Origin of the sequence: Arthrobacter sp. 4R501 (assembly GCF_002929755.1) — a bacterium.
Taxonomy (GTDB): Bacteria; Actinomycetota; Actinomycetes; order Actinomycetales; family Micrococcaceae; genus Arthrobacter.
Genome location: NZ_PJIW01000012.1, coordinates 127484 through 153146, shown reverse-complemented (window position 1 = coordinate 153146; position 25663 = coordinate 127484). Strand labels below are relative to the sequence as shown.

Genomic DNA, 25663 nt, shown 5'->3' with positions numbered 1-25663 from the left:
CCCCTAAGGGTGCACCAGCACGTTCACCGCCGTCTCCTTGTGGTTGATCAGGATGTCGAAGCCCTGCTCCACCAGGTCCTCCAGCGCGATCCTGCCGGTGATGAACGGCTTGAGGTCCACCTTCCCCTCCTGCACCAGTTTGATGGCCGCCGCGTGATCCCGGACGTAGGCGATGGTCCCGCGCAGGTCGATCTCCTTGAGCACCAGCTTCTGCATGTCCACTGTGGCCGGCGCACCCCAGATGGACACGTTGACCACCACGCCCGCCGGCCGAACGGCGTCGAGCATGGTGTCCAGCACCGCGTTCACGCCCGCGCATTCGAAGGCGACGTCCGCACCGGTACCACCGGTGAGTTCCAGCACCCGCGCCGGGACATCCTCCTTGCTGGGGTCCAGCACATGGTCGGCCACGCCGCTGGAAACTGCCTTCTCCTTGCGGGCCAGCGTCAGCTCGCTGACGATCGTGGTCACCCGCATGCCCTTGAGGACGGCCGCCGTGAGCAACCCGATCGGACCCGAACCGCCCACCAGCGCCACGTCGCCCGCCTTCACGCCGCTGCGCGCCACCGCATGGTGCGCCACGGACAGCGGCTCGATCAGGGCCGCCTCATCCAGCGGGATATCCCCGATGGGGTGCACCCAGCGGGCGTCCACCACGATCTTCTCGCTCAGGCCTCCCCCGCCGCCGGAGAGCCCGATGAACCCCATCTTGCGGCACAGGTGGTAATTGCCCGCCTGGCAGGAATCGCGTTCGTCGCAGACAAAATAGGGTTCGACGACGACGTTGTCCCCCTTCGCGAGGCCCGTCACCCCTTCGCCGACTTCAGACACAGTCCCGGAGAACTCGTGCCCCAAAGTCACCGGAGCCTCCTCCCCCGAGAGCGGGTGGGCATGCCCCGGGGCGGGGACGAAGATGGGGCCTTCGAGGTACTCGTGCAGGTCGGTTCCGCAGATGCCGCACCAGGCGACGTCGATCTTGACGGCCCCGGCGCGGAGCTCCGGCTCCGGCACATCCTCGATCCGGATGTCTTTCCTGCCGTGAAAACGTGCTGCTTTCATGATTTCTCCTCAAATTAGCGGGTTTCGACGGTTTCGACAGGCTCAACCACCGGGCGTCAGCGCGCGTGGTGCGTCGGCTGCAGTTCGTACACCGGCGTTTCCAGCCCTACCATGCGGGCTTTGAGCTGCAGGGCCAGGTAGGAGGAGTAGTGCCGGCTTTGGTGCAGGTTGCCGCCGTGGATCCAGAGGTTGGGCACGTTGGTGGGCTTCCACATGTTGCGCAGCTCCCCTTCCCAGGGGCCCGGGTCCTTCGGGGTGTCCGAGCCGTACCCCCAGCATTTCCCCACGCGGTCTGCCACCTCGGGTGACACCAGGTCCGCCAGCCAGCCGTTCATGGAGCCGTAGCCGGTGGCGTACACAATCAGGTCCGCCTCAAGCTCGGTGCCATCACCAAGGACCACCGCATTCCCGGTGATCTTCGAAACCTCCCCCGAGCGCAGCTGCACCCGGCCGTCGATGATCAGCTGCGAGGCGCCGACGTCGATGTAGTAGCCGGAGCCGCGCCGCAGGTACTTCACGAACAATCCGGACCCGTCCACGCCGAAGTCCAGGTCGAAGCCGGCGGCCTCCAGCTGGGAGTAGAACTCGGCATCCCGGGCAGCCATCTCCTTGTACACCGGCACCTGCGCCTCGGGCAGGATCCGCATGGGCAGCGACGCAAACAGCAGGTCGGCCTTCTCCGTGGTCACCCCGGCAGCCAAAGCCTTCTCGGAGTACAGGTCTCCCAGCGCCAGGTCCATCAGCGACTCGCTGCGGGCGATGTGTGTAGAGGAGCGCTGCACCATGGTGACGTCGGCGCCGTGCTCCCACAGGTCCGCGCAGATATCGTGCGCGGAGTTGTTGGAGCCGATCACCACGGCCTTCTTCCCGGTCCAGTCTCCACCGCCCGGGTGCTGCGAGGAATGCCGTTGCTCCCCCAGGAAGGAACCCGCGCCGTCGAACGCGGGAATGTTCGGGTAGCCCGAGACGCCCAGGGCGAAGACAAGCTGCTTAGGCCGCAGGGTCACCGGTGACCCATCGCGGACTACACGGACCACCCATTCCTGGGTGCCGTCGTCGAACTCGGCGCCCACGCACTCAGTGCCGCCCCAATAGTTCAGCTCCATGATGCGGGTGTAGTGCTCCAGCCAGTCGCCGATCTTGTCCTTGGCGGCGAAGACGGGCCAGTCGTCGGGGAACTTCAGGTAGGGCATGTGGTCGTACCAGACGGGGTCGTGCAGGTGCAGGGACTTGTAGCGGTTCCGCCAGGAGTCGCCCGGCTTCTCGTTCTTCTCGATGACGAGGGTGGGGACGCCCAGGCGCCGCAGCCGGGCCGCGAGGCCGATGCCGCCCTGCCCGCCGCCGATGATGACGGTGTAGGGCTGCTCCTCGTAGCCGAGCCGCGCCTCGCGCTCCTCCTTCTGTTCCAGCCAGGAGCGGCGGCCCTTGATGATTTCGTGCGCCACGCTCTTCTCGCGGCGCGTCCCCTTCTTCTCCTCGAAGCCTTTCAGCTCCTGCATGGTGGTGAGCAGAGTCCAGCATTTGCCGTTCCGCAGCCGGAGGTGGCCGTAGCCGCGGGCGGCGGCGGTTTCGAACGTGATCCAGGCTTCTGTGGTGCCGGCGTCGCCCGTGGCCTCCTCGGCCAGAATCCAGTGGGCGGGCTGCACGTGGTCCAGGGTGGCCTCGAGCATCTGCAGGATGTCCGCCTTGCCTTCCAGCGTTTTCAGGTTCCAGGTGAACGCCACGAAGTCGCGCCAGTAGCTGTCGTCCTCGAAAAGCTCCAGTGCGGCGTCCACGTCGCGCCGCTGCAGGGCGGTATCCAGTTCCGTCAGCCAGGCCTGCGCGGCTGCGGTGGGTGTTTCGGTCATTGCCACTCCTTTGTGTCTTATGGTCCGTGTCTCTGGTGGTCCCGGCGGCCCCGTCCCGCCGGGATCCCCTGCGCTATGCTGGGACGGGCGTGAGCTGCATCACTAGTGGAACGCAGTGGGGGTAACAGCCGCGTTACACGGGCACTGCCGGCAAGGACGCCGCCGGTGAGGAGGACACTGTTTTGGACTACGGCCTGAGGTTTTCGGACCCGGCGAAGTACTCGCGCGCCCTGCGCCGCGCCCACGAACTGGTCATCTCCGGCGTCCCGCGCCCGGAGATCCCCAACGACCTGGCGGATTCGTGGCGCCGCTCCATGGCCCTGGGCATCAGCCCGGACCAGCACAGCCCGCGGCACCTGCACGACGCCGCCGACGTCCTGGAGCTGCGGCGGGAGCACCGGCTGCAGCAGGTCATGCCGGCGCTGCACGACCTGCTGGCCGACGACTCCAGTTCCGGCCGACACCTGCTGGTGCTGACCGATGCCCGCGGCGAGATCCTGTGGCGGGTGGGCAGCCCGGACGTGCTGCGGCGGGCGGACCGGCTGGAGTTTTCCGAAGGGGCCGACTGGTCCGAGGCCGGCATCGGCACCAACGCCATCAGCGAGGCGCTGGTCACCGGCCGGCCGGTGCAGCTGTTCTCCGCCGAGCACCTGGTCCGCACACATCACGAGTGGGCCTGCACGGCGGCACCCATCACGGACCCGGCCACGGGCCGGCTGCTGGGCGTGCTCGACGTCTCCGGACCGCTGGACACCCTCAGCGCGGATACGCTGCGGATGGTGCGGTGCGCGGTCCGGGTGGCTGAGGCTCTGTTGGGAACGCCCGACGGCGGGACTTCCGTGAGTGCCTCACCTCCCCGGAGTGCGTCCCGGCAACCCGTCCGCCGGCCGGTTGCGGCCGTTGAGTCGCTGGAGCTGCTCGGGGACAGGCCTGCCGCGGTGTTCCGGGACGGCAGCCGGGCGCCGCTGACCCTGCGCCGGGCGGAGATCCTGGCGCTGCTGGATTCACGCGCCCAGGGCTGGTCGGCTGAGGAGCTGGCCTATGAGCTCTACGGTGATGCGGGCACCACGGCCGCCATCCGCACGGAGATGTTCCGGGTCCGCTCGATGCTGGGCGATGCCGTGGAGTCGAACCCTTACCGGTTCGTCGCGGGCCTGACCGGACGTTCGGACTCGGGGCGGGTCCTGCAGCTGCTGCACGAGGGGCGGGTGGCCGACGCTTTGGAGGCGTACCGGGCTCCCCTGCTCAGCCGCTCAGGCGCCCTGGCGGTGCAGCTGCTCCGGGACCAGCTGGACCTGGCCCTCGGTTCCGCCGTGCGGTCCAGCGGCGACGCCGGGCTCCTCATCCGCTGGCTGTCCACGGACATGGGCTCCGCGGATTTTGAGGCAGTCGAGGCACTGGGCCGGCTGGTGGGTCACGGGGATGCGCGGTACTTGTCGTTCCGGGCGTCGTCCGTTGTCGGTGGTTAAGCATGTCCCCGATGGTTTGACCTGCCTTCATTGGTTGAGCCTGTCGTAACCCCGATGGTTAGCCTTGTGGAACCAAATGCGCTACCCATTCGGTTCGAGGTGACGGCCTCCACTGTGGGCCCGAAGCCGGCGACGCCGTGGCCGCGGGTTCACACCCGGAGGCGTCGCTGCGGCAAGCCCCGGGGAGGCGTTCGAGCAGAAGCACCCCATCGCCCGCTGGGCGGCGTCCGTAATCGTGCCCGGAAGAACATCCTCCTCGACGCCGGCTCCACCACGGGCGCCCTTGCCCACGGACTGCGTGGCGTTGAGAAGCTATTCCGTGACCACGCCGGGCATCGACTCTATGCAGAAACTGGCCCAATCCGATGGCATTGAGGTGGACTGCTTGGGCGGACGGCTGCCAAGCCTCAGCCAAAGGTTCGTCGGTCCGCTGGCCAAAGCCGCTTTGGAGCGCCTGAGCTTTGACCGGGCATTCCTTGGCGCTGACGCCGTCACCGCAGTGGACGACATCTGCGAGACCGACCACGCCCAGACCGGGCTCAAGGTAGCTCATGGCCCGGTGCGGCAACAACGTCTACGTGCTGGCGGATTCGTCCAAGCTCGACCTGAGACCGTTCCATGCCTGGGCACGCCTCGCGCTCCCCTGGACTTTGGTGACGGACGACGGCTCCCACCCCGAGCAGGTGCAGAAGTTCCGCGACGCGGGGGTGCAGGTTGAGGTAGCTGCAGTTGCGGCAGGGCGTTGAGCTCTCGAAATCGAGGCAACGTCCCCCCACTCTAGGCGACCTCCCCACACCACAGAGCTACCCCGTAAGACAAGAACACTGGAAAGGTGACCTTTTCACTCGTAATGAAAAGGTCATCAGTTCGATTCTGATAGGAAGCTCGGGACAGACCCCCTAGAAACCACTGCTTCTTGGGGGTTTTTCGCTGGTTCTTGACAAATTGGCATTCTTGCTAGTTCCATTCTTTTTCTGCCGATTCCCAGACTTTCCGTCACTTTTTCGTCACCTTCGGAGGCCTCAGAAAATGCCTCCGGGCAGCCGCATCGGGATTGTCCCCCGCTGCCCTATGATCGGGAAGAGAGACCGGGGCCGCATCTGGGTACGGTTGTGGATTGATTGGGGCCCGGAATGCAAAAGTCTTGGAATGAGCTGATGGACATGGCTAACGCCGCTCCATCGGCCGACGAGGTGACTTACGCCCGCGGGAGACTCGCTGGCTTTACATACATGAGCCAATCATTTCCTTTTGCGCGTCATGGTTCGTCTGATGAGAACGAGCCATCACGCTTCGTCGTCAAGGTCTTCGACACGGTCGATGAAGATCCACTCGACGACGCCGATCCCTCCTTCGAGAAAACGGAGACCACGTTGACAAGTTCGTCCCGCACGCGCACCCAGATCTCATCTCTAGTTGTTCGGGAAACCGGCCGCGTACGGCAGATTCAGATTCAGAGGGTCCCGCAGAAGCCCAACGCCCCGCGTTTGGAGCCCCTGCTGACGTTGAGAGATGAGGATGCTCAGACGCTGATTGACTACATCTCGTTGCTCAAAGATGTATCGCCGGCAGGTGAAACCAGCGCCCGCATCGACGACCGACTCCTGGAGGCGGCATTCTCAGACCCGACAGCCTTCAAACGAGCTTACGTAAACCACAGTGAGGAACTGCGCTCTCTTATCGAGAACGATATTTCGGCTGCTGATGTGATCGCTATCGCATCCCGCAAGGCGACAGTTGCTGAGTTTGAAAAGCTACTGAACGACGACGCGCACTTCGACAGCGTGAAAAGCGAACTAAACTGTGGGCCCGAGGGCGTATGGCAGAAGTTTCTCGAACGGAACCCTTGGATTCTCGGGGCCAACTTGTCCGGGCAGCTGCTAACTAGTTGGTCCGACGACAAGCTCGAACAGACGGTTACCGGGAAATCAATCACGATGCCGGGGAAGCGAACCGATGGACTACTCCGTACCAACGGAGAAATTAGGTCCATGGTTTTTGCCGAGATCAAGCATCACCGGACCGACCTCCTCCGCGGGCCCGACCCCTACAGGTCAGGCAGCTATTCGCCCACTGACGAGCTGTCCGGCGGAGTCGCACAAGTCCAGCAGACCGTTTACCTCGCGGTTCAACAAATAGGCGCGTTTCTTGCTGACAAAGATCCGGAAGGTTTCCGCTTGTCTGGACGGGGCACTTATCTTCACCGTCCCCGTTCCTTCCTAATCGCTGGCAGTCTTGCTGAGTTCAAGAAGGAGGAAGCGGTGCACGAGGACAAGTACCGTTGCTTCGAACTCTATCGCCGCAACTTATATGAACCCGAGGTGCTCACTTTCGATGAGCTTCTTGGGCGTGCTCAGTGGCAAGTTGCTTTAGCCGAGGCTGAGTCTGAGGCTGCAGGGAGTCCGGAGGACCAGCAGCAAACGGCTTCCGGCGCATAGCAAGGGGCTTGGGAAGGGTCTCCTTAGCAGAGTCATCCCAGCAGTGAGGTTGCCGCAGCCATAGATGACTGCGTGAAGAAATCGCTCCAGAGCGCCGTCAAGAAACGTCTAAGTTAGTTCAGCGCAACTCTTACTTGACCCAGGACCTGAAGGGGTTGTCTTGCCAGAAGTACCGGAAACAGAAATTTGCTGCGACGAATCCGGCAACGATGGTGAGAATCTTATAGCCGGCACAACTACTGTGTTCGCTCATGGGAGCGTTGACTTACGCCCCGATGAGGCCGCGGAGATAATTGCCGCTTTGCGGGCCGAGACGGGAAGCCGTTCCAGCGAGTTCAAGACAAAAAATCTTCTTACTCCAAGGAATCTACCGATTGTGCTTGATCTCTTCGGTGGTGGCGGTCCGATTATGGGGCGAGCCAATGTCGTCTTAGCGGAAAAGTACTATTTCGTCGTCGGCAAGGTCATCGACCTTCTGGTGGAAGAACTTGCCTATGCAAACGGTGTTGACTTGTACACGGGGGGCAAGGCTAGGCGGCTTGCATACCGTTTCTACCGGGACGGGCCGAAGGCCTTCGCTGCAGCGGACTGGACCGAACTCCTCAGTTCCTTCAACTCACTCATGCGGATGACGCAAAACAATGGTGCCAAAACAACTGTTGATGAGTTCTTTTCGACCGTCGACAGGCTTCGTTTGAAAGGGACTAAAAAAACTGTCGAGGGTGTTCTCGACCTGGTTTGGAAATCACGCGACCACGCAGAAGAGTTCCAACGAAGCATCACCGACGGGACCGGCTACCGAGCGTTGGAGCCGTTGATCCCCACCATAGCTCAGACCGCTCGAACCTGGCACGAGAAGTTGAAAACCCCGATCACCATCGTGCATGACGAACAAAACACGCTAACGCCTACCGCCGTGAGCCAACTCGTTCAGGGACTCAACGATGTTCCGCTGGAATTCCGAAAGTACGGCATTAAGCCTGTACCCCTGACCGGCATCGTCCTTGTCGATTCGACAAAGGATCCGCGGATTCAAGTTGCTGATCTCGTTGCCGGAGTTGGGCGGGCCGTTGCAACCGCGGCTTTAGAGGGCTCTGCTTCAGACGAGATGCTCACCGCCCTGCAACCATATGTGGATGCCAACTCCCTCTGGGGCAATGGCGCAAGCTGGAAGCAGTTGACGAATAGGGAACTTCCGGACTTAGGAGAAACTGCTGGTCCTTAAGGCCCGGTGGTTGAGCCGGTCGAATCCGAACGAGTTGAAACCACGGTAATTGCCCTCTGCGACCACCAAAACGAGCTGCAGGTCTGATATGCCGCATGGTGGTGGGCACTGGTCTGATGTTATGAGCGCAGATTAGTAATTGACAGGGGAAGCGTATGGGCAGCTTGGGTGACTGCCAACTGATTACGTCCGTTGCCAAAAAGTTGGCGGACCCAAATCCATGACGGCGATCGTGGTTGAGCCCGTTGAAACCCAGCGTCTGGGTCGGTCGTTGCGGCCAGGAATACGCAGACCCTGAAGACCGGCGGTTCACGCGGAAAAGTCCCACTGGCCTTCAGAGGTCGACGTTGTCCTGTGAAATTGATAAGAACCTGGTCAGGGCTCGGCCGGGTGGAGGAATGGGCCGTGATAAGTTGCTTCATTCCATGCCCGATCTGATCTCGGCGATCGAGCGCTACCTGCCCACGACGATGAGCCCGCCGGGCCCTGACGTGAACGGCAACAGCGGGATTTGTCCTCAAAACGGTTGCCCGCGGCCTCGCCACGTTCAAAACCGTCAAGCCAGAAACGTAGAGGCACCACTAGATCCCATACAGCTTCAGCCCAACGTGGTTGACGACGATTCGTCCCCTCGCTTTGTCTAGATCGAAGTAGATTCTCCCGACTTCGTTGGGCTTTACCGCGTCGCGTACTTTGACATGCGGTTCCTGCGAATAAACCTCATCCTCGAACCTAAACGCCCGAAGCTTCCGGTCTTGGCCGATGGTCTGGTCCTTCATAGCGACATTCAACCCGAAGTTAGTCTTAAACCAGCTGCCTAGATGACCCATTCCGTCTGAGGGACCGCTGTACAGCTGCTCGGCTGCGCGTGCCAGCCGGATCACTTTATCTGTCATGTCCGCAGGATCCGGGTAGTCGATGCTGCGCCAGGAGGCTTCTGCCGCAGCCGTGAAGGCAATATGACCTTCCGACGCATCTTCTATGGCCCGGAAAACGTCCGAGGGGTTCTCGCCTGGCAATAGCATCGGAATGACTGTCCACGGATCCGTGACTTCAATTGGTTCAGATACTTGTGCGGTGTACTGTTCACGCCAGTAGTTGGCATCCGCCTGATGTCGACGAGCAGATTCTGCATCCTGCTGAAGGCTGTTGGCCCGTTGCTCTTCAAGTTCTGACAGCTCGCGCCACGTGTCGACGTCAGCATGCAACTTCGTTATCGTCTCATTCAGCGTCGCTAATTCTTCCGCCTTGTTGCCTGTGGAACGGGCGACCTTCAATCTGGCTTCCAGTTTTGCCGACGCCGCTTTGTCGACGGCTGATCGCACATCCCGCCACCCGTTGTCTCTGCCACGAACTAGGACGGAAACTGCGGCCAAATGACGCATAGCTTCCTGCAACACAACAGGCGCAGTCCGGCCGTCTATATCATTCTGGGTCCAGCCCGGGCCCTTCACTGCGCAGTCAGACCAAATCAACAAGGCACCGCCAAATGGCACTGCCACACCAGGGTTCTGGGCACGCAGGGACTGTGCCGTGTGAAAGTTGACGGTAGCGACCCGGGCCAAGCCAATCAACTTTTTAGCCAAAATACCGGCCAAGTTCCAAGTCTCATTACTGCGCGGATGGACGAGGATAATGGGAAGTCTTTTCCGGTCCTGAAGTGCTTCGGACCAGACAATGACGTCGTCAGGCGAACGCACCTGCAAGTATCTCGAGTCGAGAAGCTGGCCGGCCGATCGTGCAACGATTTGTGGATCGTCATACAAAATCCGGACAAGACCCGGCTGGAATATTGACGTAGTTGCCAGAGGCGACAGTCGCCCCGAGGATTCTTCGCGTCCCAAGCTGATGCGGACCAAGACACCGGAAGGCAACGTGGAGACGGTGCAGCGTGTAATCAACGAAGCATCAGCGCCAGTTTCAAGCGCTTGGACGATTTGCAGTCTCATTGCCCGGCTTTTGCCGGCGGCCAGTGATTCCCACCTCAGGTTTCTGTCTGGGTTCCTCCGGCCCCAGGTGTCGTGGGCAAGAATCTTCAGGCTTCCATCCATCGCGAAGTCGGCGGTTTTTGGGCCTTGCCCACCGCCGTGCAGCCACTTTTCTACCGCGCCAAGTACATGCATGTAGAGATCATCAGTGGCCGCCGGTAGCGCCCAGGTAGCTTCGAACTCAGTTACATACAGAAGTTCCATTCGTCCCCAATTCAGCTGATCGCATCAGCCCGAAAACCGATACTGAGCAGGCCATAGACCTTTCAATCTCTGGGGAAAGGCTACTAGCAACTCCGGCTTCATTCGCAATTGAAACGACAGCGAAATGCACCAACCTCGACGGGATCTACCAAATTGGAAAATCAGACTCAAACTGCGACATGCCATGTATCTAGTTGCCTATTTATTCCGGCCTTAGACGATTAACGGTCCGGAAACCGCAACATCCCGTGCGGTTTAAAAATAGCGACCTCCAGCTTCCCGATTTCGGCACTTCAGACGGTTACAATTTCGTAGGCTCGCAGGGGGCTACGAGGGGGCGATCGACGTCGTGTTGGAGGATTTGAGTCTGCAGACAAGCTATCGGTCTGGGCGCGACGCCTTGCTCGATGACTTCTACATCCCCTGCCTGCAGGAAGCAGTGCGCTACGACAGAGCGGTCGGTTACTTTTCCAGCACCCTGTACCAGGTTGTCGGGCTCGCATTCACCGACTTCGCTCGACGGGGAGGGCGCTTACGCCTGGTGTGCTCGCCGGCATTGACCCCTGAGGACTTCGACGCAATGAAGCAGGGTGACGAGATCGGTCGACGTGCGCAAGAGACCGTCCGTGAAGACTTGGAGCGCCTGCTTAACGACCCGGCCACCGTGCCGGCAACGAGGCTGATGGCGACACTGATCGCCAACGACATCATGGACGTTCGGATCGCGTTCGCCGATAAGCCGAGTGGTCTGTTTCATGACAAGCTTGGCATCTTCGAGGACCTCGAGGGGAAGCGCGTCTCCTTCAGGGGTAGCGCCAATGAAACATGGCGTGCCTGGGGATACAACCATGAGTCGTTCGATGTCTCGTGCAGCTGGCGGAACGAACAGGAACTACTACGTACTCGCGAACACGCCGACAGCTTCCAGGATATCTGGCGGGGTAGGGAGCCGGGTGTCCTGATCGCCCGGCTCGACCAAGTCACCCGCGAACAACTTGAGGCAGTGGCCGACGAGGACCTCGACCACGCCCTCGATGAGGTCCGACTTCATCAGGGCCGCAGGCTCACTCAGGTGGTCGGCCGGCCACTAATGGAGCACCAGCGTCTGGTCCTTGATGACTGGGAAGCTCAAAGTCATAGTGGCATCGTGAATTTCGCTACCGGTGCCGGAAAGACACTCACTGCGATAGAGGGCGTAAAGCGCTGGACCAACGCAGGAGGCGCGGCGGTCATCCTGGTTCCGGGCCGGGAGCTGCATGCTCAATGGATCCGCGAGGTCGAGAGTGAGCTCGGTGCGGTCCAGATTCTGCCCGCCGGCGCCGGCAGCAGCAAGAAAGATTGGATGCAACTGCTGCCCACTTTCACTGCGCCCGGAAACTCCGCCGACCTGCGCCGGGTAGTTGTTGCCACCAACGCCACCTTTGCGTCCGAGGACTTCCAGCGACGTCTGAAATCGGGCAGCCACCTACTCCTAGTGGCCGACGAAATGCACCGTGTAGGCAGCAAGAAGGTGCTGCCTACGCTTGAGCAATCGGCGTGTGGCGCAACGTTGGGTCTGAGTGCAACCTTCCGTCGTCAGTTCGATGACGACGGCACCGACCGTCTCATCGGTTTCTTCGGTCCAGTGCTCTCCCCAGTCATTGGACTCGCTGAGGCGCTCATGCTCGGACTCCTCGTGCCCTATGATTACCGATTGCATGAAGTGACCTTGGACGACGACGAGCAAGAGGAGTACGACCATCTGACGAAGCGGATCGGCCAGCTGGTAGCTCAAGGGGAAGCGATGGGTGACCCTGACAGCCCGCTCCAGATGCTACTCATAAAGCGCTCTCGTGTCCTCAAGCAGGCCCGCAGTAAGGTCCCGACCGCCGTCGACATCCTGGTGAGCGAGTACCGGCCCGGCCATAGATGGCTCGTCTACTGCGATGACGTCGCACAGCTCCATGCCGTGATCGACGGGTGCCTAGGGGCCGGCCTTCCCGCGCTGGCCTTTTACTCCGGCATGCCGAGTGATCGTGACTCCGTGATCCGCAGCCTGGCTGAGCACGGAGGGATCGTCGTCGCTATCCGCTGCCTCGACGAGGGAATCGACATCCCAGTCACGGACCACGCCATGATCCTGGCAAGCTCCACAGTTAAGCGTGAATACATTCAACGACGGGGCCGTGTGCTGCGACGGGCTCCTGCCACGGGCAAGGTGAGCGCCGAAGTTCACGACCTAATGCTGGTTGATCCTATCGGTGGAGCTCTGACGAAGAGCGAGGCGCTGCGTGCGCTCGAGTTCGTGCGGCTGGCGCGCAACCCTGCGGCCCGCGAGCGTCTAAAAGTGATCGTCGCACTGAGCCGAGATCCGATCGAATTGCCTGATCTGCTTGATGAGGAAGAAGGAAGTGACTGACAGCTGATGGATGAATTAGACCAGACGAGCCACGCCCGCGAAGGAGCTCTCTCTGCACTCCGTGAGGTGGCCGAAGTCGCCGACCGGGAGCGGTTCGGATTCGCCATCGACTCGTTCGAGGCCGACGACTACGAACAGATCGTGCGCCTGGCATGGCGCTACCAGTTCGATGATGACCGATCGAAGTTCAAGCGCGAACTACGCCAGCTGCAGGGGCACGTCAGCGAACGAATCCTGGCGCGGCTGGAGTTGATGAACGAATGACACTGCGATTCGAGAGCATCAGCCTGAAGAACTTCGGGCCGTACCGCGAGATCGATGACCTCAGCCTCACCACCGAGCCGGAGTCCCCCGTGGTCGTAATCCACGGTGAGAACACACTCGGCAAGACCAGCATTTTTCGTGCGCTACGTTGGTGCCTCTACGGTGCACCCGAGGCCGGCAAGACCCCGGCGGAGTCCGCGCGTAGCCTCGCTGACTACATGAACCGTCCTGCCCGTGCTGACGGCGAGACGGATATGCAGGTCGGGATCAAATTCAGCGCCAACGGCCAGAATTATCACCTCACCCGGACAGCGACCTTCGATGGTGGAGGCACGCCGCGAGTGACCACTGATTTGCGCATCGGTGCCAACGTCGTGCAGCAGGCTTCAATCGATGCCGAGATCGGGCGGCTCCTGCACCCGCAGATCTCAGAGTTTTTCCTGTTTGACGGTGAGCTTCTCCGGGACTTCTACGACCGTCTCAACTCTGACCGAGAGCGCGACCTTTTGCGGGGCAGCATCGAGAGCGTTCTCGGCATCCCCGCACTTCAGCTGGCTTCGCGCGACATCGGAATCATGCGTGACGACGTCATGCAACGGCAGGCCAAGGCGATGAAGAACCAGAAGGAGGCCGAGAACGCCCGGCGCCAACTCCGTGAGCTCAAGTCTGGGCGGGAGAGCCTGGACAAAGACCGATCCGACACCATGGCTTCGCTCCGCAAGGCAGAGCTGGATCTTGAGGATGTCCTGGAGCGCATCGCAGCTGTTGATGATCTTAAGGCGGATGCCCGTGAGATGGAGGGCCTCGAATCGCAAATCAAGGGCGGCGAGGCTCAAGAGAAGGCTCTGCGTGAGGAGATGCGGGGCCTTCTGGTGCGTGGCTGGCTCGCACCGGCGAGATCTAGGCTGACGAGCGCCCTCCTTGATGTCCAAACGAAGAACGATGCCGCGCAGGCGAAGCAGAAGGAGATCCAAGCCGCACGCGACCGGGAAGAGCTCCTGCAGAAGCAGATTAACGGCGGCACTTGTCCTACGTGCAATCAGGAGCTTCCGCCGCCGGATGCCGCCACTCAGGGGGCTCTTTTGGAGGCCGGCGCAGAGTTACAGCGCCTGCGAGACACCGCCGGTGACAGCCCTGACCTTGCGCTTGAGCGTCGTATCCAAGCACTGATCGATACCAACACCACCAACGCCTATCGGGACAAACAGGGCCAGTTAAACAAGGTGGTCAGCACGCAATACGACCGCAGACGGCGTCTTAGCACCATCAAAGACCGCCTCAAGGACAATGACGCGGCTGCTATCCGGCAGCTCGGCAGTGAACAGGACCGGCTTGAACATGCAATCGATTCCTACCAGGCTCTTCTCCGCAAGCTCGCTGAAGGTGAAACCAAGATCAACACCGAGCAGAACAGGCTGGCTAGCGTCCTGCAGAAGCTCGGTGGTGGACAGCCAACGCTGGCAGCAGAGGCGTACTTCTTTGAGTACGTGTCAGACCTTGCCGCCCAAACTATCGAGAGATACCAGGAGCGCACACGTGCCGAGGTCGAGTCGACGGCAACAAATATGTTCATGAAGCTCATTCGCCACCCAGAGGGCTACGAGCGCGTTGCCATCGGCCGTGACTATCGGGTGGACCTCGTCGGCAAGCGCGGTCCGTCGATGAAGACTAGCGAGGGTGGCCGTCAGCTCATCGCATTGTCGCTGATCGGTGCACTCAAACGTGCCGCCGTTCGGGGCGGCCCGGTGGTGCTGGACAGCCCCCTTGCACGTCTTGACCTCGAGCATCGAGAGAACGTGCTCAACTCATGGGTCCCTGAGCTCGGGAGCCAAGCAATCCTCCTGGTGCAGTCCGGTGAACTGACCGAAGATCAGGCGCGCAAGATAATGGGCAAGCGCATCGGTCAGGCGTATCGGATCTACCGACCGAACCACGATCCCGAGGAAGCCGCCATCGAGAGGACACAGTGATGGCCAACGAGAAGGACGATAAGAAGCAGATTGGCCTCACTCCAGAAGCTAACGATGCCATCGCGAAAATAGCGCATGACCACTTCGGAGGCAACCAGCAGGACGCCTACCGCTTAGCCATCTCGTATGCAATTGGCGCTGGTCTTAACCTGGACGAAGCTCCTGCGGGTGGTTACATCACGAAGTATCACGCCGAGGCAGTCGAGAGCGGCACGACGCTGCGTGATCTCTTCCAAATCCTTGGGCTCGGCGACCCTGACCGGCCCTTTTCGACGGCTGAGAAGCTGGCCGAGGTCGGTGTGCGGGACATGGCACGCAGGCTCGACGGCAGCGAAACGCTCGCCGATTTGCTTGGTGATGGACCTGAAGCCTCTATTATCGATAGGGAGTGACATCCTATTGTGGTGCATGTGGACCCAGATCGTACGGATACGGGACGTGTTCGCGAACTACTCGCCCGCACGCTTGAAGATTATGCGACCGTCTCCTTCGACTTGACCCAATGGCCCGCAGGAGGAGAACCTCTAACCAGTCTAGGTAATCAGGGATCCTTGCCTGGACCGCCGGACCCGACCCCCGGTGATGCGGCAGCTCGTCCCGGGTCTTCATCGACGAGGGCACCTACTGCCCGCGCTTCCAGTTCCTCCCCGACGGACAGCTACACCCCGCCGTGGTGTACCTGTTCCGGCATGCGATGGAACTGCAGATTCCGCACAACTACTTCACCGCTTGGATGATCGCTCCCTCGGCCGGCCTGGGCGGGGCACGGCCCGTGGACTCCCTCCCCCACGTACCGCAGCTGCACCGCGCTCTGGAGGGCTTCGCCGCGCATCCGGCGGGAACATGGAAAGCCAGTTAGGCTGACCAGGTGGAACTAACCGGAACAATCCAAATGGCCGACGGCAGCATCGACCACATCACTGCCCACGGGGAGGGCACGGAGCTGAACGCCATCCGCACGGACAGCTGACAGGCATGCCCGACCAGAAGCGGACAGCGCCATACGCGGAGTGGGTCCTGATGTACCGGCAGGGACTCACCACCACCCAAATCTCCGCCACTGCCGGGGCCGCCCAAAGCACCGTCCGCTACCACCTGGCCATCGCCGCGGCCGCGGAACCGTCCCTCAGGGGCGACCACCGCAACGCCGCCCGCCCAACACCGGTCATCCGCGTCACCGCAGAGGGGGTGCAAAACCTCCGTGACACCATCGCCCTGTACAAAACCGAAGGCCGGCTCCCATCGTCCAAGTCCGCCTCCGCCCGGGAACGGGCCCTGGCCACTTGGCTCCTCAGACGGCGCCAGGACCACGATCAGGGCACCCTCTCCCCCACCTACAGCGACGGCCTCAAGGAAATCCCCGGATGGGAACAACGGACCCGCAAAGACAACGACGAAAAACGCTGGAAGGAACGCCTGCAAGACCTCACCGCGTACATGGCAGCTGGGAACGACTGGCCCCGTCACAAGAAGACGGACACCGAAGAAGAACGGGTTCTAGGAATGTGGCTGCACATCCAACGCATGAAATATCGACGCGACGAACTGGACCAGGACAAGAAAGAAAAGCTAAACAGGATGCTTTCGGGCTGGCGGGAGGGCAGGACCCGCGGCCGCCCGCCCGGATCCCCCAACATCCGAAGAGGATGACAGTCACGGCCCCGTGCTACATCACGGTTGCAGTAAGCCGTATTTGCTGCGTGCATCGTCAGCCGACAGGTGATTCCGGGCGCTGGGGCTGGGGGATTTGATGGGCGGGTCAGCGTCCATCGCAGATGAGCTTTACTTAGTTTGCATCAAGCCATCACTAGTGCACCTCGCCATACACGAGAGCGGCAAAACCGTCCAGGGCCTCGCTGCAGGTCGTTAACTCTTGGCCGGCACTCTGAGCCGCGGGACTGCCGAATACATCCCGGACCCGGACCGCACCGAACCAGCGGCGGAGCCGATCCAGCCCCTGCTCCGCTTTTTCTAGCTCGGCCAGAGTGAACTTTTTCTTTGCGATCTCGCGGCCGATTTGGTCCGTGAACTTGCCACAGTCGGCGATGAACTCAGTCCACTCGTCCGCGCGCGCTGCGGTAAACAACTCGCGCAATCTCGTGGCGTCTCCATCCGGTCCGGTGGGAAGTACAAGCAGCTCGCCGGCGCCAGCGTGCGCAAGCTGTTTAGCCTTTTCGGTGCCCTCCCGGCAGACGGGAACATCTGGTGCAGTCCAAGCACCCCGGCCAACGGGTACCGCTCCGAAACGCCGAAGCTCGCGCCATACTGCCACACGGTGCCGGGATGGCTCGGAGGAAACACGCACGAGCATCACCAGCCAGGAGACCTGCTCTAAGGAAGTCACACATAACCGTAGCAATCGCGACCTTCGGCCACGTGCGGGAAGTCCGTGAGCAGTCCGGCGTCTTCAGAGTCGAACCCGTCAGCCGCTGCGGGTCGCACCAACGAGAAGGCGCCGGCCAGAACACTGAAGCCATAGTCCCGAAGGCCATAAGCTGACGTCATTCGCTCTAGCAGCTACGAGTTGTTGCCGCTGTCGTGGCCGCACCAACGGAAAAGATACGCTGATTGTATGACTGATTCACTGTTTGAAATTGACGCGCCAGAACGTCAAGCGCCACTACAGCACATGCCTATCACTGATGAGCAGATTGCTCAGATCAGGGCAGCTTTCGCCGACGCCAGTATTAACGAACAACATGAGCGGAAATCAGTCATCGAGTCGTGCGTGGTTCGCCCCGTGAGCTCTCTTCGCGATCTCTACGCTGCAGATGCACATCGTGTACTTAGCCTTATCCGACAGCGTAAAGAGGCGCGGCCGAGGGTTGAGGGTGGTTCCGCCTGGGACAACAGAGAGGAAGAGACTTGGATAGACAGGCTCTAGACGGCCAAGCTCACCATTGCCTTCAGGAGCCCGTTGGCGTTGTCTCAGCTGACCCGAAGGACCTCATCAGCCTGACCAGCAACCCCTGACGGGGATCCAGAATCATGTCACGGCCGTCGGCCCAGGTTCCGGCCGTCACGACGTCTGAATGGGCAGCCGGTATGCGGTACAGCCGGTTCATATTTTTCGAATCGCGAAGAATTGCCTGCAGGTTGGAGGTGTTTATATTCTGCTGGTCGTCTAGGAAGCCGGCGATGGCCTTGGCTTCAGGTTCGTTGCGCCCACGTAGGGCCGCGTCGAGCGTGTGAAGTCGGCCGCCCAATGTCTGTGTGAGGTTTACAGCCGAACCATACGTAGCCGCCGCCGGGTGGAAAATCTGTTCGTTCAATACTCTTTCGAATGCTGCTGCCAGCCCAAGCAAGGGGCCTGAATGATCAGCATTTTCGGGAGCACTGAGTCCGAAATATTCGGCTGTGACGATCATCGTCTGGGCTTGCTGATCTAGCTGCGGCCAGATGGTGCGCAGCGACGTAGCGGTCGCTTTCCGAGTCGGCGTGAGTGTTGTAGGCGGTAATCTGTCGGCTTCTCGCTGCATTGCATCGACAGCGACCTCTTGATGAATTGCGGCCGTGAATTCACCCGCATCCGCGGAGTCTTCCGGTCTCGGCGATTTTAGAAGAGACAGGGAGCGCTCCCCCAGGCCGGCTGCCTTAACCGCCAGCTGCGCCGCTGCCTCGAAGGGAGTCATAGCGTCAGCTTCGGGGTCTAGTCCGAGCGCATGGAGCTCGCCACCATCATCGCTGACGAGAGTGTAATCGGTCGCTTTTCCCGGGCTGTAGTAGAAAATTGCTCCTATCGGAGGCTTTGAGTGCTTTAAGTTACCGAAGTAGCCAAGCAGTTTGTAAAGCTCCTCCGTGGGCAGTTTCCCTGGTCTGCGCCGCAACTTTGGGTCGAAGATAGCCAAGCCTCTTCCGGCGACCGTATCAGCTGTAACTGCCAGGTCGGGAAAGCCCTGCAGTTTTCCCGGGCCAGGTTTGAATGACCACAGCACCCCGTCCTCGGTCAGCGCCGCGAGTGAAGCTTGAAAGTGCAGTTTCAGGCTGCCGGCTCCAACGTTCCATGAGTACATCGGCCCGCGGTGACGCTGAGCAAGACTCTCGGCGGCCATGGCGGGAGCTCCGATAAGTGCTGTGATGGCGTTTGCCAGCTTCAGTAGGCACCAGATTTCAAAGAGCTTGGTATCAAAGCGCGCATCATAGAAGCTCCACTCACGGTTTCCTACATCGGCGACAGCGTTGCCATTGCGCGTGGCTGCGACCCAGTCTGCCAACTCTTTGTAGGGTTCCGGGGAGGCGATGTGCCCGGCATCGAGCCGGGCGTTGACTCGTTCCATCAGGTCTGGGAGCGCCGAACGGCGCCACACGTTCAGGGCGGCTGCGCTGGTTCCTGAAAGCAGCGGTAGGCCGAGACTTCGACCCAGTCCCTCTTGGAGGCGCTGGAGATCCCTGAGTTCCGGCGATTTGGCTGGGAGAAAGTTTCGAGGAATGGTTGCTAGATCGCGTCTGATCCAGTGCGCTGCGTAGGATGCCAGAACGTTTTCTGGGGTTGCACTCTCACGTTCCACCAAGCGGATTGGGTACCGCCTGGGAACGGCTATCCGCCCTTGTTCGCGGCTGTAGCGGGAAAGATCCAGACGACCACGGATTTGGCCGACGGACTCGGCGCTCACTTGCGTGTAGCGGAAGGTGGGGCGTGCCGCTACTTCTCCCAAGATGCGCAACAGCCTCTCTGCGGCCGCCAACGAAGCGCGCAGCCTCACTGCCGTCGCCAAGTCATCAACGACCATTTCATCAGGCGTCGTAGCAAGTTGCTGGCTGACTTCCAACTCCCAAGTGGGGGCATCAGCGAAGTAGGTGGCCAACAAAGGCAACGATGCATTGATGGCCGCGCGGCGTCCAGCACCTGTAAAGCGGCCACCCTCGGCTTCTACATCAGCGTCAGCCAGTTCTTCACCGCTTGCCTGAGTCATCTGCTTAGTAGCCCGTGCTGGAGGCCATCCGAAGATGCTGCAGTGCGGCCTGGGTGCGGGGAAGCGCTTGTGCCTGCAGCCAGGTTTCGGTCGCATCCAGTTGAACTTTAGTGAGGTTTCCTGCCTGTGGGATAACTCGATCGGCAAGGGCAAGATCAAGTGCGGCAATCAGCGCCGTCTCCTCATTCGATGCGGTGGGTAGCCTAAGCGCGAGTTGGCGGTAGACATCCACGACTTGCGCCGTGCCCAGCGGCCAGCCTGGGCGTGCGGTGGCTTCGTCTCCGTACCGGAGGGTTGAAAGCAGGTCAAGCAAGATGGAAGTAGCGTGCGCGACCTTCGGATCAGCGACGAAGGCTTCTGCATTGAACTCCTCGCCCCCATATGTGTCCCCGTACCACTTTGCCGCGCTGATCCGCGCCTGCTCTAGTTCAGCCACTAGCTGGTCTTGTTGGGGCACTCCGACGTAGACGAATTGGAACCGTCGGCTCAGCCCTTGCGAGAAGGTGTACACGTAGTTGGTATCAACGGTGTTCATTGTTGCGATGATTCGGAAGCGCTTAGGCAACCAAACCGCGTTTCTCTCTTCAGAGTCTCCGAACCACAGCGGGAGTGGCACGTCGTCGCCGCCACCACCCAGGACCGTGTAGAGGGGGCCAATGGCCTTGTCGATCTCGGCTCGGCTGAACTCATCGATGATGAGCCAGTGGGCTTGGCGAGACTGAGTTTTGCGCTCTTCAGTGTCCGCGTGACGGCTGATGACGCTCGCGCACTGCAAGGCGGCTCGAGGGACGTGCCCAAGCCATGGCACCAACGTCTCGATTCCACCCTTGGAGGTGGGGTGCAGCCCGCCGATGACGTCATATGTGCTCCAGTCCGCTGTAGCGGTCTCCAGATGGGCTGTTGCATTGAAGGTTTCTGCCAAGACGTAAGCCAACGTGGTCTTACCCGTTCCCGGAGGACCCTGCAGCACAATGTGGCCTCCGAGCAGTGCGACTATGCAACGTTCCAGCAGTGCATCTGCGTCCGGGAGCAACAGGTTTTTGGAGTCCGCAATCTCCTTGGCACGGGCTGCCAGCGTTGCAACGTCGGCGGACTCCAGATGCAGCTGTGAAACCGTCTTTGCCGCTTGGTAGTCCTCCTCAAAGTAGAAGAGGTTCGCGTTATCGGAAAGGCTCATTGCGCGGGTTCCCTTTTGGTTAGTCCGGCCAGAAAATTGGCCTCGTCGGTAGTGGTGACGCGGCCGTAGCGCCGGCAGGTGAATGTCACTTTGCGGCGCGGGTTGCGGCCTTCCCTGATGACCGCGACCGTAAGATCCGTGATTTGCCAGATGGCTGTGTCCAGCAAGTCGTCGCCATTCCGGTTGGCCAAAACCAACAGGTCTCCCCGTCTCAGCCAGGCAGCGGGGGCCGAATCCCACAGATCGGCCACCACAGTCGTTATAGCTCTGTCATCGGAAAAGCGGTAATCGAGTGGTTGAACTGCGGCAGTGCGGGTTGCCTGTTGCTCGGAAATCCACGGCAATAGTAGGTGAATGTCTGAGTATCTTGCCGCTGCACGACTGTCCCAGCGAGGTTCCTGGACTGCGAACCCGTCAGCTGCGGCTTTGTCCAGCGTCGCCCTTTTGATGTGGACGCTCGACGAACTGCCGGTTGCACGCTTGGTCCATCCGTCAAAGACGGCAACAACTTGCCGATCGGCATCCACGCCGAACCCCACGGTTTGTCGTCCGTTCTGGGCAAGCAAGTCATCTTCGTGAGAGCGAGTCGTTTGGATCCGGTAATTCATACCGGCCCGGCCTTTGCCTTCGTGCGTGATCTTCCATGCGTAGGCGAGCAGCGAAAAGGACTGCTTGCCCCGGACAAGATCGACGCGTGAAGGGTTGACGCTGCGGCCGCCACCGACGCTTTCGCGCGCGGCAACAGTCCATCCGGCTTCACCGAACTTCTCTAAGACGACATCAAGGGCGCTCACGTTGCATACACTACAGATATGCCCAGTCGACGGAGAAACTGCGTCGACTGGGTGGGACGCTTTAACTCAGGTAGTAGTGCCTGTCCCTGTTAGCCAAGTTGGAGTTCAGCAGTTCCTCGAGAGCCTTGAATGACAAGCCCGTGGGTTTAGAGCCATTGGCTATGACGGCACCTATCGACAGCGAGTACAGGTATTCGAGGCTACGTTGATGGGTGACTTCGTTCTTGTCGCCCTGAGGCAGATTGCTTAGGTGGCGACGTATGGCGTCCAACGCAATCTCGCCGGCGCCGTTAAGGTTCCGCACGTCGCCCTTGGCTCCGGCCGTAAACGTGATCACGAGGTCGAAGAACGGTACAAGCTCTGCGCCACTACGACCCTTGTAGCCCTTCATTGAGCGTTGCTGCTTGTCCAGAACGCTCACGTCCGTTTGGACGAGTCCTGCATGGTCAGTGGCCGCGAGAAGGGCGGACCACACCTTGTCATCGGCATTGTGAAAGACCACGCTAGCCCGAGCGCCCGGCGCCAAAACCCTGCGAACTTCGGAGAATGCGCTAGAAAGCAGTTTCTCGTAGTCATCCAGAGACTTGCCGCCTGCAGTTGAGGGAAGCGATTTGTTGACAACAATTTCTTCAGTGAGATCTGTGACGTCACCCAACCAGGATTCCCAGACGACATTGCAATCGCCATAGAACAGGTTTGCCCCGAAGGGCGGGTCGGTAAATACGTAGTCAATGCTTGAGCTTGGAAGCCAGGAAAGATCTGTCGCCGACGATTGGCGAGCGAAAGCACGGTCGGTGTCGTCTGCCAAGTTCTCCAAAGCTGGATGACTCGAGTAGAAGCGGCTGACCTGGGCCACCTGATGGCGGAAAATTTCAAAGACGTTACCCTCAGCGATCAGCTGGGGGATGTAGAGGGTTCCGGTGAGGGGACGCTGGCCGCCGAAAGCGTTATAACGCCGCATTCTCGTTGAATGCCAGGCTGTGTTGGTAAATGCGAACTTCAGAGCGGACTGAACTTTTGGGTCCGCTTGTGTGGTGATGTAGTGCCACAACTCGCTGAGCGCGAGTTGGCTGCGGTGATTCCAGAAGTCGGCTACCTGGGTGACGTTTCGGAGATGCAGTGCTGACCGGCGGTACATTTCCCGGTCGGGACCCAACGGAACGTTGGGCATCCACCGGGTGATTGGTTGCCGGGCAATTGAGGCCAACAGGGTCAGGTCATGTTCGTCCGCGGGTCCTCTTTGAAGCTTGCGGCATGAAACGCAGGCGACAGCTTTTTCCGCAGGTTTACTGGGCACGCCACTAAGACCAGAACGGGTCTGCTCGTTGCCGCATTTTCCGCAGGTAAGAGTGCGTGAACTACTGCCACTTTCAGTTTTCTGGTCCCAGACGCGGATGGGTTCTGCGCATTGGGTGCATGCATGGACATCCGTCCAAACCTGGTGGCGCAAGCGCTCCAGGCGGCCGCACGTCGGGCAATTCGACGCATATAGCGCTGTCTCTGTGGGGGTCAGGGCCGTAGTCAGGGAGACCATGGCTGCCGCGAGGACCGTCGGCGGTACCGGATGGCTGTGGTTATGGGCGAGATGAACAGCGCCAGGGGCAAGATCTGACAGCAGGGCCCGCCGGCCTGTGTTGAGAGCGGCAAGCCCAGTCATCCCTGATCCGCAGAATGGGTCCAGGACCAGGCTGTCGGGTTCGCTGCTCGCCAAGATGAAAGGCTCAATCGCACCGGGAGGAACCTTTGTCGGGTAGGTATGAACCTGGTAAGCGCTGCTTCCCTTAGATGACGAAGTGTCTGTGGGGATGGGCCGTTGCGCAGGCCCTGCGGTGTCCCGAAGCAAGTCCGTGAGCCGGGGTTCCATGCTCGCCTCGGCGATGTCGGCGGTCAGGCTCATACTATTCCTTCAATCTTGGTGTTGGCGGGGCTGTTGGACGGCTGTGCACGATTCCATGCGCCCTTTTCGAACAGAAAGTTCTTTGACAAAAGGACCTCCACCTGCCCGTATGAGTAACCGGCAAAGGATGCGCCGCGCTCTAGCAACAACCTCATGACGAAGGAATGGAGATAGGGCGTGCTTCGCTGCCGTGGAGTAGCGGTCTGGAGGTGGTTAGCAATGGCCTCAAGAACATCTTGCTCAGCAACTGACGCCGTGATGGCCTGCCTTCGTCTGGCCACACCTCCGGCAGTGGAATGGAGATGAAGTACGAGGTCGAAGCTGGAGACGCGCTCCTGGTTCGTCATCTGCTTAACGCCTTTGAAGCTTGGCTGGGACTTGTCGAAAGCAACCGCCGATTCGAGTGTCAGGTCCGCACTTTCAATGGCGCGTTCGAGGCTGCTCCACACGGCATCGTCGCTGCTATGGAACATAACGCTCGCCCATGCACCCGGCTTGAGGACTCTGGCGATCTCTCCAAAGCTCGCCGACATCAGTTTTTCGTAGTCGTTAAGAGTCTTGCCGCCGTGCTGCGCCGTCAGGGACGTGGATACGATCGCTTCGTTGGTCGTATCCGTGAAGTCATCGAGCCACGCCTCCCACAAGAAGGATGCATCAGAGTAATAGATGTTGGCGCCGAAGGGGGGATCGGTGAAGACGTAGTCAATGCTTTGGTCCTGCAGGTGGTTGAGGTCCGTGGCAGAAGAACGCGTGACGCTGCACTGGCCCTGAGTCTCACCCACCTTCTTGGCGAGTTGAATGACGGCGCTCAGCTTTCGACGTAGCAGCGAGAAAACGTTGAACTCGTAGGTCATTGATGCGATATATAGCGTGCCTGAGAGCACGTTCGTAGGCCGCTTGGGGTTCCATTGGTATCGGCGGGAAGCTCGGTTCACGATGGCGGTCGTGGCGAACCGAAGCCCGAGTCGCTCCGGGGAAGCGTTGGCTTGCTTCCAGACGGCGGCCAGGGCGCGGAGGTTGCGATCAGTGAAAAAGTCAGCAGCTGTGGCGATACCCATTTTGCCGTGCTGCCCGCGCCACATTTCACGCCAACTTTCCAAGGGAGCGGTGGGATACCAGTCAGTGATTTCCCTTCGATGGGCATAGTGAGCCATTTTCAACTCGACCGGAGTCAATGGCCGCTGCTCACGGCTACGACAGCTCAGGCAGCCGACTGAGACCAGCACAGGAGCGCCGGGGCGTATCTGCGTGTCCCCTTTGCGGAAGCTGGTGGAGCAAAGTGGGCACACTAGGTTCTTAGAAATCGTCCCGTCTGGCTGCCGCGCGGCATCCCAAAAAAGTACTTCATGACTGCACCCTGGGCAGACAACGGTATCGGACCAGACGGTGTACTCGATTCGGGCATCGCCTGTGCAGCGCCCGCACTTTGTCCCGTATAGCTCCTGCTCAAGATCTGCCAGATCTGCGAGCAAGGCACGTGCAGCCTCAGCCAGGGCAGCAGGATCATTGGGTGCCGTGTACCCAGCAGCTATATGGACGGCCGCGGGCGACAAATCGGACAGCACCCCTTTTCGCCCCGTCAGCAGGGACGCAACTCCGGTCATCCCCGAACCGCAAAACGGGTCCAAAACGGTGTCCCCGGGGTTGGTGTAGTGCTCGATGACCGGGACGATGCCCTCGGGCGGAACCTTCGTGTGATAGCTATGGGCCCTATAAAAGATGGATCCTTTTGCGCCGATAATTTCCCGCCTGTACGGCTCCGTTACGACGCGACTCATTTCTTGTCGCCCGTCACACCAAAGCGCACGACGAAGACGACGCCTAGGGCGTCAGCGATCCTTGCTAGGTTAGCCATAGTGATTTCGTGCTCTCCAGTTTCCCATCGGGCGACGATCGACTGACTGGATCCCATGCGGGTCGCAAGTTGATGCTGAGTCAGCCCGTGGTTCTCGCGATTTAGGCGAACCATTGCAGCAATTTCAGCGGGGCTACACCCGGACTCCGTGGATGATTCTGGGGC

General features: G+C 60.5%; 22 protein-coding genes and 1 pseudogene. 12 read left to right on the top strand and 11 right to left on the bottom strand.

Annotation, left to right across the window (positions count from 1 at the left end; all coding sequences use genetic code 11):
- Positions 1-3: 3 nt before the first annotated feature.
- Both CXR02_RS13760 and CXR02_RS13755 read right to left on the bottom strand, forming a co-directional pair.
- On the bottom strand, positions 4-1059 hold the full coding sequence (locus CXR02_RS13760; RefSeq protein ID WP_104062522.1) for a 2,3-butanediol dehydrogenase: 1056 nt from the start codon (positions 1057-1059) through the stop codon (positions 4-6).
- Positions 1060-1115: 56 nt separating this feature from the next.
- Positions 1116-2906, bottom strand: coding sequence for an NAD(P)/FAD-dependent oxidoreductase (locus CXR02_RS13755; RefSeq protein ID WP_104062521.1), 1791 nt, complete (start codon positions 2904-2906; stop codon positions 1116-1118).
- A 182-nt stretch (positions 2907-3088) separates the two neighbouring features.
- On the opposite strand from CXR02_RS13755, the gene CXR02_RS13750 reads away from it, so the two are divergent.
- From CXR02_RS13750 to CXR02_RS13735, 5 genes and pseudogenes are all read left to right on the top strand, one after another.
- A complete protein-coding gene (locus CXR02_RS13750) occupies positions 3089-4375 on the top strand; it encodes a GAF domain-containing protein (RefSeq protein WP_104062520.1) in 1287 nt (428 codons plus the stop codon).
- 235 nt (positions 4376-4610) lie between these two features.
- Positions 4611-4859 (top strand): annotated as a pseudogene (locus tag CXR02_RS23275) (hypothetical protein); the annotation flags it as partial.
- Positions 4860-4926: 67 nt separating this feature from the next.
- A complete protein-coding gene (locus CXR02_RS23225; protein WP_308470688.1) occupies positions 4927-5121 on the top strand; it encodes a hypothetical protein in 195 nt (64 codons plus the stop codon).
- 486 nt (positions 5122-5607) lie between these two features.
- Positions 5608-6813: a Shedu immune nuclease family protein gene (locus CXR02_RS13740; protein WP_219816433.1), complete on the top strand. Its 1206-nt coding sequence runs from the start codon at positions 5608-5610 to the stop codon at positions 6811-6813.
- Between the two features lie 160 nt (positions 6814-6973).
- Positions 6974-8038 (top strand): DUF3800 domain-containing protein, encoded by a 1065-nt coding sequence (locus CXR02_RS13735; RefSeq protein ID WP_146072549.1) that lies wholly within the window; start codon positions 6974-6976, stop codon positions 8036-8038.
- Positions 8039-8619: 581 nt separating this feature from the next.
- On the opposite strand, the gene CXR02_RS13730 is transcribed toward CXR02_RS13735, so the two are convergent.
- Positions 8620-10230, bottom strand: a complete 1611-nt coding sequence (locus CXR02_RS13730; RefSeq protein WP_104062516.1) for a hypothetical protein — start codon at positions 10228-10230, stop codon at positions 8620-8622.
- A gap of 361 nt (positions 10231-10591) precedes the next feature.
- Between CXR02_RS13730 and CXR02_RS13725 the strand changes: the two genes are divergently transcribed.
- The 6 genes from CXR02_RS13725 (at position 10592) to CXR02_RS13700 (ending at position 16512) form a co-directional block, all read left to right on the top strand.
- Complete coding sequence (locus CXR02_RS13725; RefSeq protein ID WP_146072548.1) at positions 10592-12628, top strand: DEAD/DEAH box helicase family protein; 2037 nt, start codon at positions 10592-10594, stop codon at positions 12626-12628.
- A 6-nt stretch (positions 12629-12634) separates the two neighbouring features.
- Positions 12635-12892, top strand: a complete 258-nt coding sequence (locus CXR02_RS13720) for a hypothetical protein (RefSeq protein ID WP_104062514.1) — start codon at positions 12635-12637, stop codon at positions 12890-12892.
- A complete protein-coding gene (locus tag CXR02_RS13715; RefSeq protein ID WP_104062513.1) occupies positions 12889-14862 on the top strand; it encodes an AAA family ATPase in 1974 nt (657 codons plus the stop codon). The genes CXR02_RS13720 and CXR02_RS13715 overlap by 4 nt, the downstream gene beginning before the upstream one ends.
- Positions 14862-15254: a hypothetical protein gene (locus tag CXR02_RS13710; protein ID WP_104062512.1), complete on the top strand. Its 393-nt coding sequence runs from the start codon at positions 14862-14864 to the stop codon at positions 15252-15254. Before CXR02_RS13715 ends, CXR02_RS13710 begins: the two co-directional genes overlap by 1 nt.
- Positions 15255-15532: 278 nt before the next feature.
- Positions 15533-15721 carry a hypothetical protein gene (locus tag CXR02_RS13705; RefSeq protein WP_104062511.1) on the top strand — a complete coding sequence of 63 codons (189 nt, stop codon included), beginning with the start codon at positions 15533-15535 and terminating at the stop codon, positions 15719-15721.
- A gap of 116 nt (positions 15722-15837) precedes the next feature.
- Complete coding sequence (locus CXR02_RS13700) at positions 15838-16512, top strand: helicase associated domain-containing protein (protein ID WP_104062510.1); 675 nt, start codon at positions 15838-15840, stop codon at positions 16510-16512.
- Positions 16513-16669: 157 nt separating this feature from the next.
- Here CXR02_RS13700 and CXR02_RS23220 read toward each other — a convergent pair whose 3' ends face one another.
- Complete coding sequence (locus tag CXR02_RS23220) at positions 16670-17173, bottom strand: Chromate resistance protein ChrB (RefSeq protein WP_104062538.1); 504 nt, start codon at positions 17171-17173, stop codon at positions 16670-16672.
- Positions 17174-17202: 29 nt separating this feature from the next.
- Positions 17203-17367 carry a hypothetical protein gene (locus CXR02_RS22415; protein WP_181037229.1) on the bottom strand — a complete coding sequence of 55 codons (165 nt, stop codon included), beginning with the start codon at positions 17365-17367 and terminating at the stop codon, positions 17203-17205.
- Positions 17368-17434: 67 nt separating this feature from the next.
- On the opposite strand from CXR02_RS22415, the gene CXR02_RS13690 reads away from it, so the two are divergent.
- Positions 17435-17746 carry a hypothetical protein gene (locus CXR02_RS13690; RefSeq protein ID WP_104062509.1) on the top strand — a complete coding sequence of 104 codons (312 nt, stop codon included), beginning with the start codon at positions 17435-17437 and terminating at the stop codon, positions 17744-17746.
- Between the two features lie 22 nt (positions 17747-17768).
- On the opposite strand, the gene CXR02_RS13685 is transcribed toward CXR02_RS13690, so the two are convergent.
- The 6 genes from CXR02_RS13685 to CXR02_RS13660 form a co-directional block, all read right to left on the bottom strand.
- The gene (locus CXR02_RS13685; RefSeq protein WP_104062508.1) at positions 17769-19775 is read right to left on the bottom strand and encodes a hypothetical protein; all 2007 of its coding nucleotides are present in this window, start codon (positions 19773-19775) and stop codon (positions 17769-17771) included.
- Positions 19776-19779: 4 nt separating this feature from the next.
- The gene (locus tag CXR02_RS13680; protein ID WP_104062507.1) at positions 19780-20952 is read right to left on the bottom strand and encodes an AAA family ATPase; all 1173 of its coding nucleotides are present in this window, start codon (positions 20950-20952) and stop codon (positions 19780-19782) included.
- Positions 20949-21746, bottom strand: a complete 798-nt coding sequence (locus tag CXR02_RS13675; protein WP_104062506.1) for a hypothetical protein — start codon at positions 21744-21746, stop codon at positions 20949-20951. Before CXR02_RS13675 ends, CXR02_RS13680 begins: the two co-directional genes overlap by 4 nt.
- A gap of 61 nt (positions 21747-21807) precedes the next feature.
- Entirely contained in the window at positions 21808-23643 is a 1836-nt protein-coding gene (locus tag CXR02_RS13670) for a DNA methyltransferase (RefSeq protein WP_104062505.1), read from the bottom strand.
- Positions 23640-25421, bottom strand: a complete 1782-nt coding sequence (locus tag CXR02_RS13665) for a DNA methyltransferase (protein ID WP_104062504.1) — start codon at positions 25419-25421, stop codon at positions 23640-23642. The genes CXR02_RS13670 and CXR02_RS13665 overlap by 4 nt, the downstream gene beginning before the upstream one ends.
- Positions 25418-25612, bottom strand: a complete 195-nt coding sequence (locus CXR02_RS13660) for a helix-turn-helix transcriptional regulator (protein WP_104062503.1) — start codon at positions 25610-25612, stop codon at positions 25418-25420. The genes CXR02_RS13665 and CXR02_RS13660 overlap by 4 nt, the downstream gene beginning before the upstream one ends.
- Positions 25613-25663: the final 51 nt, after the last annotated feature.